The organism is Sulfurimonas sp., from assembly GCF_023228785.1.
GTDB lineage: Bacteria > Campylobacterota > Campylobacteria > Campylobacterales > Sulfurimonadaceae > Sulfurimonas.
In genome coordinates, this window is sequence record NZ_JALOAN010000003.1 from 81,019 (window position 1) to 93,199 (window position 12,181).

10 protein-coding genes are annotated in these 12,181 nt (G+C 30.0%); all 10 read right to left on the reverse strand.

All coding sequences use genetic code 11. From position 1 onward, the window contains the following. Positions 1 to 57: 57 nt before the first annotated feature. On the reverse strand, positions 58 to 780 hold the full coding sequence (locus M0Q24_RS01520) for an endonuclease (RefSeq protein WP_295046239.1): 723 nt from the start codon (positions 778 to 780) through the stop codon (positions 58 to 60). A 10-nt stretch (positions 781 to 790) separates the two neighbouring features. Beyond that, entirely contained in the window at positions 791 to 2,260 is a 1,470-nt protein-coding gene (locus tag M0Q24_RS01525) for a P-loop NTPase fold protein (RefSeq protein ID WP_295046241.1), read from the reverse strand. A gap of 20 nt (positions 2,261 to 2,280) precedes the next feature. Then, the gene (locus M0Q24_RS01530; RefSeq protein ID WP_295046244.1) at positions 2,281 to 2,505 is read right to left on the reverse strand and encodes a hypothetical protein; all 225 of its coding nucleotides are present in this window, start codon (positions 2,503 to 2,505) and stop codon (positions 2,281 to 2,283) included. Next, positions 2,505 to 2,963, reverse strand: a complete 459-nt coding sequence (locus M0Q24_RS01535) for an RDD family protein (RefSeq protein WP_295046247.1) — start codon at positions 2,961 to 2,963, stop codon at positions 2,505 to 2,507. The genes M0Q24_RS01530 and M0Q24_RS01535 overlap by 1 nt, the downstream gene beginning before the upstream one ends. A 21-nt stretch (positions 2,964 to 2,984) precedes the next feature. After that, positions 2,985 to 3,785 (reverse strand): NERD domain-containing protein, encoded by an 801-nt coding sequence (locus M0Q24_RS01540; RefSeq protein WP_295046250.1) that lies wholly within the window; start codon positions 3,783 to 3,785, stop codon positions 2,985 to 2,987. 8 nt (positions 3,786 to 3,793) lie between these two features. Continuing rightward, positions 3,794 to 5,311, reverse strand: coding sequence for a hypothetical protein (locus tag M0Q24_RS01545; RefSeq protein WP_295046253.1), 1,518 nt, complete (start codon positions 5,309 to 5,311; stop codon positions 3,794 to 3,796). Continuing rightward, positions 5,311 to 8,991, reverse strand: a complete 3,681-nt coding sequence (locus M0Q24_RS01550) for a hypothetical protein (RefSeq protein ID WP_295046257.1) — start codon at positions 8,989 to 8,991, stop codon at positions 5,311 to 5,313. The genes M0Q24_RS01545 and M0Q24_RS01550 overlap by 1 nt, the downstream gene beginning before the upstream one ends. A 105-nt stretch (positions 8,992 to 9,096) precedes the next feature. Further along, positions 9,097 to 10,851 (reverse strand): hypothetical protein, encoded by a 1,755-nt coding sequence (locus M0Q24_RS01555; protein ID WP_295046260.1) that lies wholly within the window; start codon positions 10,849 to 10,851, stop codon positions 9,097 to 9,099. A gap of 51 nt (positions 10,852 to 10,902) precedes the next feature. Then, complete coding sequence (locus tag M0Q24_RS01560; protein WP_295046263.1) at positions 10,903 to 11,811, reverse strand: magnesium chelatase domain-containing protein; 909 nt, start codon at positions 11,809 to 11,811, stop codon at positions 10,903 to 10,905. A gap of 11 nt (positions 11,812 to 11,822) precedes the next feature. Further along, on the reverse strand, positions 11,823 to 12,181 hold a 359-nt coding region (locus M0Q24_RS01565; RefSeq protein WP_295046265.1), incomplete at its 5' end, for a tyrosine-type recombinase/integrase.

Below are 12,181 nucleotides of genomic sequence, written 5' to 3' on the forward strand. Positions count from 1 at the left end.
TTTGTCAAGATATTTTATATGTAATTGTCAAAAAAACTTTACAAAATTATTATCATTTCACTTAATAAACTCATTTAAGTTCCCTTGCTTTTGTCCAATTTTATCATTACGCTCAATCTCCCAATCATTTGGCGGGTATAGTTTATTCCAAGATTGATACTTGTTTAGTTCCTGTTTAGATAGCTTCATGCCGTATTGTTTATTAAAGTATAAATAGTTTCTGGCTATAACACCTCTTATATCTTCTTTTACTCTAACTCTTTTTTGTTTGAAGAGTACGTCAAATTTACACTCACCATATTGACCTCCACTAGCTTCTACAAAATCAAATCTAAAATTTTTTCTATCACCATTTAACTCACCAACAGCCGGAAAAAGGTTATGCATATCTGCTTGCATAGTTCTATACTTTTGATTCACTTTCTCACAACACTTTCGACCTTTGTACTTTTTGCCATTTTTCTTTATGCATTTCTCGTCACCTTCACGCCAACAACTAAACTGACGACCAAAGTTCTCAACTGGAATCAGATGTTCCCACTCTATACGATTAGCTCTTTGATTTACTTTTCCTTTTTTAGTATACTTGTTTCTAGGTATATACCCACAAGACTTTTTATCGATCATATTCTTTTTATCTTTGTAGTTATATTTACAATCACAATAGATAGTAGTCTGATGACCTTTGTATATATCACGAAGCATTTTCTTTGATTTTGAGAATGATTCATTTTGGGCTAATAGTGATACACAGACTAATAATAATAGTAATTTATTCAAGCGTATCCTTTCATGAAAAGTTGCTTACTCTCATTACTAAACTCGTGTAGTTACTAAAATCATACTTTGGAGGTTCTTTATTAGATATCCAGCTACTAGGAAGTTCACTCCTGATTTTTTTCATAATTTTATCTTTAAACTCTGGTTGCTTATTACTACCAACTAGCTGTTCTATATTTTTATCTAAATTATCAGAATAAGCTTTTATAACTTCATTAATATTATGGGAAGTAATATTTCCTGACATATTACTATCAAAAGTGTAATCTTTGAATGTTATTGTTGTTTTTGTACCAAGCATTGAGGATATATAATCTGGTGATATTGCACTTCTTTTCTTACTTTCACTCATATTATGATATTTTATGAATTCTTCACTATTTCTTTGTTTTAAGATTATCAAAAATAATAAGTACCCTAAGTGTATAAAGTTGTCCCTATCCCAGGTCAACGCTATTGCACTAATCAAATCAACACACTGTTCCTGATCGCGTAAACTAAGTTGAAAGAAATCACTATACAAGCGAAATAGTTCTACTATAGCATTGGAGTTATTATTTAACTCCCCATTTATTGGTGAAAAAAGCTTAGTATTGTCAAGTAAGTTATTTTTTTCAAAGAGGCTTTTTGCAAATATATAACTATCTGGTTCTAATAAATTATATTCCTGATTAAAAAACCTTTTTAAATATCTTTCAGATGAAAAATCACTTCCATACACTGCTTTTATAGAATGTGCTAGTTGTCTGGAGTCTGTCGCTACAATGAAATATATACCTGGTACATCAAATAAGTGCTTAATATTTTCTAGCAATTCAATAGCGTAGTTAGGTCTACATCTATCTAGTTCATCTATCATAATAAACATAGGTAGTTTTTTAGATTCCATATTGTCAAGACGCTTCAAAAGCTTAGCCATATTAATTTTAAATGTTTCTATGCTGTTTTTAATAGTTTGATGCTCTTGCAAAGATATTTCGGAAGCTTTGGCAATAATACTTGCGACACCTTGTTCAAATTCATTCTCTTTGCTATTATTATCTACTGAATCACTTTCTGAATCATCAATATAACTTTTATATAGTTCTTCAACTTCATCAGCTGCATATCCAGTTAATTTTTTCGACACAATAGAAATAGTGGTATTTTTTACAGCGTTAATAGTTTCTTTGAATAGTTCTTTTGTTTTTGGCGATCTTGAAAAATAACTATCTAAAGATGAATTTAACTCGGATATAAATGCAAGCAAAGGGTTATCCGTATAGTCATTTTTCCATGCATCAAAATAAACTACAGGATGCTTTTTTTCTTTCAAATCTAAAGTCATATTTTCAAGAAAATTTGTTTTACCAAAGCCCCATTCAGAATTGATATTAAGAACATAAGGTAGATCTTTGTCCCTCTCATATTTGGCAAGCAAATACTTTAATAAAAACTCTCCTTCTTTCTCTCTATCTAATAAATCATTTTCCCACGCCACATTTTATCCTTAATTCAAAACTAAACACTTTTAAATAGAGCAACAATAACAGATATATGGACAACAATTCCTATAGCCATCATACTTATTGCAGCACTTTCTTTTTTGTTTTTATCTCTCTTGCTAACACTAATAACGTCAGAAAATTTTAGAAGTAAGAACCCAAACACTAAAAATCCTATCCACATAAACCATGTTTGAGAGTATGTATTTAAAATAACTGCTGAAAAGTCTATGTGATTCATTATCCTGAAAAGTTCACATCTTCAGTTGTTAGTTCTTCTCTTACAACAACACTTCCAGCTAATTTATCATGCCAAGCTTGTTTTTTGCTATCCCATGCAACCCAGAAATAACCTAGCAACAAAGGTATAGCAGATAATATGTATGCAAAATATCTACCTATAGACTGACCTACACTAAGCGGATCCCCAGTTTTTGCATCCACTACTTTTAGCTTTAACGCCATCTTTCCTGGTGTAGCAGACTTATACTTCCAAAACAACACTGTGGCAACCAAAGGAAATACATAGTTTATTACAAAATCTGCTGGTCCCATAATAAAAGCATCATTATATAGGAGTTGATCTCCATAGAAAAAATACATCAATGGCATCACTATCATCATAAGTATTATTGCATCTATCATTGTTGCACCAAACCTAATCCAAAAACCTGCATATCTCAATTTACTTGTATCCATTTTACTACTCCTATATTTAATTTAAATACTCTTTGTATATTTACACCTAGGGTAACTAGAACACCCATAAAACTCACTACCTGCACTTACTCCTCTTTTAGCAACTCTAAACACTAGTTCACCGCCACACCTAGGGCACTCTGACATATTGTTTTTATAAACAGGTCTCTTTACAGTGCTTCTGACTTCATTTTTACTTCTTAGATGATCTACATGCTCTCTATGTGTCTTTATTGATCTAGACAGCTTATTGGACTCTATCTCACGTACTAATCTATTCACTTCAATACTTGAAAACACTATCTTATTTTTTGAGTTTATATATTTAAGCATACCACCTGCATAAACAACATTATGTGGCATATCAGTTTTAAAAGTACTATCACCTACAAAAACTACAAGTGAGAATATTTTATTTATATCTATACCAAGCATACTTTCAATGGCTTTAACATGTTTATAGTTTTGATGAAGTGGGTTTTGAAACTTATTTTTATTTTTATAGATAGTTTGGGTCCATGTCTTTTGATGCTCATCACCAAATATCCAGCCTTTCATATTTTTAGTCTCTATTACAAATATGCCATATTGGGATACAATAATATGATCTATTTGTGTAGTTCCATCTTCGGTTTCAACTGTAACATCTTTTAAAACCTTATACTTGTTTTCATCAAGCCTTAGATTTAAAACAATATTAACTAAAGACTCTCCCAGTAATCCTTTTCCTGCTGAAGATTTAAAGAACAGAATGATAAAGATTATAGGTAATATCCACCATACTTGTAACAATGGAGCTAATAAACTAGATACATCTATCATTATATGCCTTATATATTATTTTTAAGTAATTTTTTTTGTTGCTTTAAAGCTTTTCTATCAGCTTTTCTTCTTTGAGTTCTTGTAAGCTTTGATAAATTATGTTTCCTCTTTGATTCTTCTATTGAAAGAAGATGATCACGGTACATATCACCTCCTAACTCTGCTATATTTTTTCGTTTTCTAAAACCGGATTGAATTAAATCATCAACTTTGGAATATTCATCCCATATTTCATCAGCATACTCTTCAAGATTTAAATTTAGAGATTGTGGCATCTGAACTATTTCACCGTCTTTAAGCATAAACTCTGGTAGTAGTAATTTAGAAAAATTAAACTCAAAGTTTTTATACAAATGAGCTTGTTCTATATTTATATTAGATATTTTTCCCAAAGGATTTGAATATTCTTTTTCTAAAATAAACTTTAGTGCTGTTTCAAGCTCAAGTTTATACATACTATCAACAGAGTTCAGTGTCATCCTTCCATTAGTAACACCAGTAATAATCTTATCTAGTTCATCTTCGATATTAAACTCTGTACTTTCAGCATGTTCTCCAGACAGCCATTGAATAAACATTAAATAAAATGAAGCCCTACTAGATCCTCTAGCATGATCATGTATTAAATACTTTACATATTCTGCTTCAGATTTAAAAACACTTTTAATATAATGGTGATTAACTGTACCAAATAAAAATATAGGCATATTTAACACTAGCCTTGATACAGCACTTACTATTTCAAGGACTTTGATAAAATCTAAACATGGAAAAACTTGGAGTGCATGTCTAATCATTATAGTATATTCAGACATTTCACAGTTATTTATATCATTATTTAGCTCTTCTCGCAATTTTTTAATTTCTTCTTTTTCATTTATTTTATATCGCTTTATAGTATTAAATTTAAAAAGAATTTCTTGCGCATAAGCATTTGCTTCAATTACTGCTAACATACTTAACGGTACTTCACAGACAGGGTCTGCCATATCAATATTAAAAATAGTATCTTTTATTGCTGTTGTTTTATCATAAAGACTATACTGAGCATAAACACCTAACTCTTTATCATAATTAAGCCTATATCCAACTGTATATTCATTTGTTGAACTTTTATGCTTTGTGATTAATTTATGAAGCCTTTCTTCTGCTAAGTTAAGACAAAAAACCTCATACCTATCATCAATGTATTCTTCATCATTTTTTTCTCTAATAGCACTATATAGGTTTAGAGTTCTGATATTGTATTCTAGTCCCCATAACGTTGTTGAATGATCTAAAAAATGTGTATACTCATGCCACAATATTGAGTGTATATTCATCATGGCGTCAAATTCTTTTTTAGATATTTCACTTGTAGAATTTAGTTTTAATGTTTCCTCTATATCATTTTTGAAATGACTTCCATATTTATGCAATTCTATACGATAAGAAAGATGGTCATACTCAGCTATATTTGAAGATGATTTGTATATATAGTTTTTTGAAACAGTTCTTTGTTCTTTTTCAGATTGATATTTTGTCATCATTTCACTTTAGTTCTTATTCTTAATCTACCAGCAGATTGACCACTCATTGGAACAAAACTCTTTATAAATCTTTTTGCATCAAGTACAACTGCTAGTGCTTCATTTAACTCGTTATTTTCTAAATCAAATTGTTTTTGAGTGATTATCTTTTCAAATTGTCCGCCTAGCATTGAAACAAGTTCTATAGCCTGTTCCTCTTCTAGAAAACTCACTTGATTAATTATGAGCTCAACTTTATCAGTATGTTCTATCAGCGACATAGACAATACATACTTTAAAAACTCAAAGTCAATTTTAAAATCAACCAATTCCAATTCCATAAAACTAAATAACTCTAATTTTGAACTATTTTTTAGTTTTGAAGAGTTTAATAATAAATCTAAATCTTTACGTCCTAAATCATAATCAGCTTTTTCTTTTAAGAAACCATCTACATTGTTTTCAATAAGAAGAATATGTAGGTTATCAACATTATTTGTCAATTCTTTTAAATTGTTATAATTGTTTGGCTCTGTACACAAATAATTAGACATTACAATAGTCTTAAGCTTTTCTGTATTGAAATCTCCGATGTCAAGATCATTCCAGCATCTATTAGAAGTCTCTCTGTATAACTTAAGATTCTCATTTGTCAAATTACTTTTAAAATACAGCGAATATCTAAAATCTCTTAAGAACTCTTCGTTTTCTTCATAACCATTAACGTCTAATAAACTTTGTTTTCTTAATGTTTCAACGACTTCTTTCTCATTTAAATAACCTACAACATACTCCGGAATAGAGTTTTCATTTTCACTATACACAGTTAATACATTTTTCCAACTAGGCTTTACTTTTCGATACTTAAATAAATGTTCCCAAGAAATTGCATCAACAAATTCCACATCTTCAAATACATTTTCCATCTGCTCTATAACAACTTGTCTATAGTGGTCTTCGAGCCTGTGATTATCTATTATACTTTTTATTGCACTATCCGTCTCAGAGTGTTTAAAAGTCATATATACATCAGCAATAAATAGGTTAATTTCTTCATCAATGTATTCTATAACTTTCTTATTTGGAAGTTCTGATAAATTTGAATAGGTTGTTGATCCTTCATATCCAGAATAGTCACCTTTGTAATAGCTACATATTTTTTGAAGTGAAAATAGATTTATTAAATATAAATCATTATCATATATGAATTTAAAAAGTACTTTTTCTTCGTCACTATTAGGCATAGAAATATTTTCGACTCTAGCTTTAGTACGTTTAATATAGTCTTGTACTTTTTTTATTGGTAATTTTTTTTCTGTGACAAATCGAATAAAATTTGACATCTCATTTATATGCGTCGTAATACTATTTGTCGACTCATTTGTCTTAATGATATCCTCTAAATCTGCATACATAAATAATAAATATAGGAGTTCATCTTCATCAACATAGTCAATAAGTGTCATACTAACTAAGTCATTCCATAAATCATTTTTGATATGCGCTAATTCTTTTACGAAGGTAGACTTATCTGTTTCTGGCAATCTAAGATATAAGTATATAAAGTTATTAATATTTTCTTTTTGTTTTTTTAAAAGGTCCAATAGTGCGCTATATTTGTCAGAATATTGTTCTCGATTCTTAACAAGATATTCAACAAGACTAATATTTAATACACTTTCTTTTTTAAAGTCATTCAAGGATAGTTTTTTAACTATAGAATCAACTTTACTTAATACGATGTTAGGATCTGTATCTTTAGAACTTTTTACACTTCTAACAAAATCTATTTCAATTTCTGACAGATCATGAACCAAAGAAATATATGATGGATAATCCGTTGAGATATGCCCTCGTGATACTAAATAGAGTAGTATTTCACTTTCTTTGATTGACTTTGGAATATGTTCGCTTGCACTATCTTCATCAACTAGTTGATTAATAGTCATACTCTTAAGAGCATTTTTTTCTTTGATTAATAACTCTATGTCTTCTTTTAGAGCCTTTTGTTTTATTGCTTTCTTATTTTGTATAAAATCCATTTTTTCGTCATATTTCAATGAGGTTTTACTTAAACTTATAATGTTATTAGAATTTACATAAACTGTTTGACCATTAGTTCTAGAGCATTGCAATCTTTCCTCATTAATTTCAAGTAAATCTTTTAATAGCTTTTCGTTCTTTGAAATATTTTCTATGCTTTCATATTTTTCATTTAAGAGTATCTGATTTATATTATTTTTCTGCCCAATATCAAGCATAAGATACTTATTTAACTCTTCTATATTTTCTAAATAGTATTCCTCTGAATTATTGAGTTGATCTCTAATAGTTTGAATTTTTTGGTTCAAATTTTCTACTGATGCACTCAAAAACTTATCTTTTGTTTTATGAATTAATGTATATAAATCACCATCTCTTTTATGTAACTTAGAAAAATCATCAGGATGAAAATTCTTATATATAATTATTGAGAAAAGTTTTTCAAGATCTATATCTATTTTTTTATCAATTTTTTTATAAAACAACTTATGAAAATATACTAAAAACTCATTAATAATATTTGTTAGAACCCTCATATCATTTATGAATATAGAAACATCATATATATAGTTATTTGAGAAGTGCTTTCTTAACCCTAAGTTTCGAATCATTTTATCAATCATCTCGTAAGAATTTTCAGAATTAATAAAGGGGATTACTGGAATTATTAAATCAAAAAATTTAACTCTATCCTCATTTGAAAACATATCTTCTTTAACTGCATAAATAAATGACACTTTTTGTTTAACTTGGGAGCTGCTATTAATTTGATTATTCAGTTCTCTTAAATTAACAAAAATTTCTGGTTTTTCAAATCTATCAAGATCTTCAATAAGTATAACATCTATATTTGTAGCTTCAAAAAAGTACAATATTTCATCAATGTTATGATTCAATACAGAGCTGTTTTCATCTGAGAAGATAAGTTCTACATTTTTAAAAGCAATTTTACTAAGGTTGAGTCTTCTAAAATAATACACAATATCTGTAATGTTTTTCATACTCAAATATATCACTAAAAATGAAAGAGGAAACATCAATATTATGTATAAAGATTCTATATATTTTAAACTTGAAAATATCGACTTAATCACATAAAAGTTATAAAATATCACAATAGATGCAATCCATAAAAATATATCTAAGACTTTACTTTTTATTGCGTCTTTATTGATTTTTGCAATTCTGCTAAATTTAGAAAGCGGTATTTGGTCTTTATCAACACTATAAATGAGCTGCTGTAAAATTGTTTTCTCTATGGTATTAATATTTGTAATAGAAGTATTACAATGAAGCTTTTTGACAACATCATGTGTATCTTTACCTTCATCCAGTGTGCTTTCTTGTGTCTCATCTGATTCATTTTTAACTTGAACATCTTCTTTACCAATAATTTCACAAAATGATGCCATAGAAATAGTGACTATCTTTTTTCTATTTTCTTCTTTTTTATCGATATTGTATTTTTTAAAAGCATTTAATATGGTACTTTTTCCAGCACCATAAGGACCTGATAAAGCAATGTTTTTTGTATCTTCACGTTCTGCTGTTGCATGATCTAATAATGCTATATAGAGTTCGTTTTCTGTATTCTTCTCATTGGGTGTCAAGCTTTTAATGTTACCAATAAGTGTTGTGTAATCATTTTCTACCAAATATACAGCCTTATCTGAATTTTCTAATTATTATAAAATTTTATAATAATATATTTTATCAAATGACAACTAAAAATGCTTTTAGAATTAGAAATAATAAAATAATCACTCAAATATGTTTTTTACTTTCAAAGATTCAAATACATTCTCAAAACGCTTTGTCATATCACCCCATTTATGCTTATATTGTGCAGATTTTCTAACAGGAAAAGGCTTTTTGCGCTTATTGAAGTGCCCTTTATTTATTGCAATGACTCGCTTAATGTCTTCTAGCATTATCTGATTTACAGCGCCCTCAGTTTGAAATACAATTCCTTTAAATTTGTCACTCTCTACTTTACGTATAACCTCTATAATGTAAAAAGGCTTTAACCCATCTATCTTTATTTTTATAATTAGTAGTTTTCTATATCCAGCTCTAGATCTTCCAATACCAGAACCTTTGATATAACCAGAAGCCCAATATTTACTTCCATCAAGGTTTATATGATCTTGACTAAATGAAGCGTATACCAACTGATCATGCTCAACAGCAAAGTCATCTATATATTTTATGCTTTTGATAGTACCTTTACTTATTAATTCATTTAGTGAATTTTCTATTTCTAGTGCGTAATCTAACCTAGGAGGATTTTCGTCAACTACATATTTTGTCATAGCAACTTTTTCTGAATCTTTAGTGCCAGATAATTTTCCAGAAGATGCAGTTTTTACATCTTTTTTTTCTTGTTTATAGGATGTTGCTTGTGTATCATCAACTTGGATCTCTTCTTCAACCTCAAAGTCCAGTTCATCGTTATCAGGCTTAGTTTCAGATACTATGTATTTTACGCCAGCGTTTGAACCTGGGTTTCTATCATGTTTAATTGTAGTCTGTTCATTTATCTGGTTTTGATTTAGAGGATATTTTTGTTGTTGTTCATCATTTGATTCATCATCATTAGATTTCTCAGTAGAATCTTCTTTTAACATATCTGCATTTCTTTTGCCTGTAAATTTATAACTCTTCTCAGATGGTGCTTTAGGATCATATATTCTTTGAATATAAAATGTATGTTCATCTAGCCATACACCGCTTGCACTAAATGAGATATTTTCTGGATGATATGGGAGTACTTGTAAATGTCTTTCATTTAAAGCACTATTTCCCTCTAATCCTCCCCAGATCTTTGATATACTTGCTCTAGACTTTTTATTGCAAGATAAATGTGCTAAAAAAGCCATGGTTTCAACTTCTAATAGTTTATCAAGATGGACTGTGTATTTATTATCCGTACAGCTATAACCTTTAAGATATTTATCCACTACAGAATCTAAATCATGCAATAATAAATCATTTCTTATTAGTTTATTTCTCGGGACATAAGTACTCATAAGTAATTCCATAGATGAAACAATATACCTAATTCCACTTTCTGAGATAAATTCTGTGAAGCTAGAGCCATAATACTTGTCATCATCTATAGTCTTTTTATCATTATCAAGTTCTACAGGTATTAGTTTTGATCTATTTCCATTTTGACGTTTTATATACCTAACACTCTTAGCTGGGTTCTTTTTTAAATTAAATGATAGAGGAATTTTCTCTTCATAATGTTTATAGTTCTTCCAGTAACTCTCTTGACGAACCTTATTTTGCCAAATAGTTCCTATTCTTACAGTACTCAATTCTGGAAGTCCGACTAAACTACTTACGGAAGGGGTTTTTATACTATTGTTTTCTATTTTATTTAAGGTGACTTTGACTAATGGAATATCAACTGCAAAACTATGGTTTTTAATTACACCACCGTATTTTGTAACAACATATAATTCATTATCTACTGGAAGACTATCAATTTCAACTGTTCCATCATTCATGATGACACCTTTTGTTGGTAATTTAAAGAGCTTAAAGTATTGTAGCAAGGTTTAGTGGAAAGTAGCAAGGTTTGATGGAAATGACAAACCTCCACCAAAGACACTTGCTAGCGTAGAAGTGTGATGTGGGCTTCGCATATTTCTGTGTGGTTTAAACTCAATCTCTTGCATCTCTAACGCTTGAAGCTTCGCAACATCAAGTATCTCATCGCTTGTCATTGGCGGAAGTATGTACCTTAGTCTCTTTGCTATCATACTCTTTCCACATCCTGGTGAACCTTCAAAAAGGATGTTGTGAAACCCAGCAGCAGCTATCAAAGCTGCTCTTTTAGCGACATCTTGCCCTTTAACATCAACAAAGTCATCCACATACTCATGAGAGTAGTAGTACTTTTCTCCTTTTAACTCATAAAAAGGATACTCGATCTGGGATTGTTCTATGCTCGGAGTTGCACTCTCTTGGTTTTTAAGAAGTGTTATCGCATCTTGGAGCGTTTTTACTCCGTAAAACTCTATATCAGGAATCTTAGAGAGTTTTTCTAGGCTCTCAAAAGGCACTATCGCTTTTTTTACTACTCTTTGGTTTGCAAGTGAGAGCATAAGAGGATATAGTTGAATATTCTCCTTGACAGTTCCATCAAGTCCAAGCTCACCAAAGACAAACCACTCACTAAAATCACTCTCATTACTATCAAGGGCTATCATAAGAGCGATGCTAAGATCAAACTGGCTCCCCTCTTTTTTAAGATCACTCGGAGCTAAATTAATGGTAATTCTTTTTGGAGGAAAGCTAAACTCATTACTTAAAAGTGCTGACTTTACTCTATCTTTTGCCTCATTGATCGAAGCAGAGGCGATCCCAACTATAGAAAAGGAGGGAAGCCCTTTAGTAAGTGTTGACTCAACATGCACAAGCTTTGCATCTATACCCTCATAAGTAGCACAAGAGACCATTTTCATAACACTTTTCCTTAAAAATCTAATGGGCTTATAACTTTAGCCTTGTTCATCTCGCTCACAACATGAGTATATATCATGGTTGTCTCAACGCTTTTATGACCTAATAGTTCTTGAATGCTTCGCAAATCTATGCCAGCTTGAAGTAGATGCGTAGCATAAGAGTGTCTGAAAATATGTGAAGTTACACGCTTGTTTAAGTTTGCTTTTTGAGATGCTACTTTTATGTTTCGCCCTAAAGTTTGCGGATGAACATGGTGGCGTCTTTGCTCTTTAGTTCTTGGGTCAGTTGAAATATTTTTCATGGGAAATAGAAACTGCCACTTTGTTTCAAGCTTAGATTTTGGATACTTTTTTTCTAATGCATAGGGTA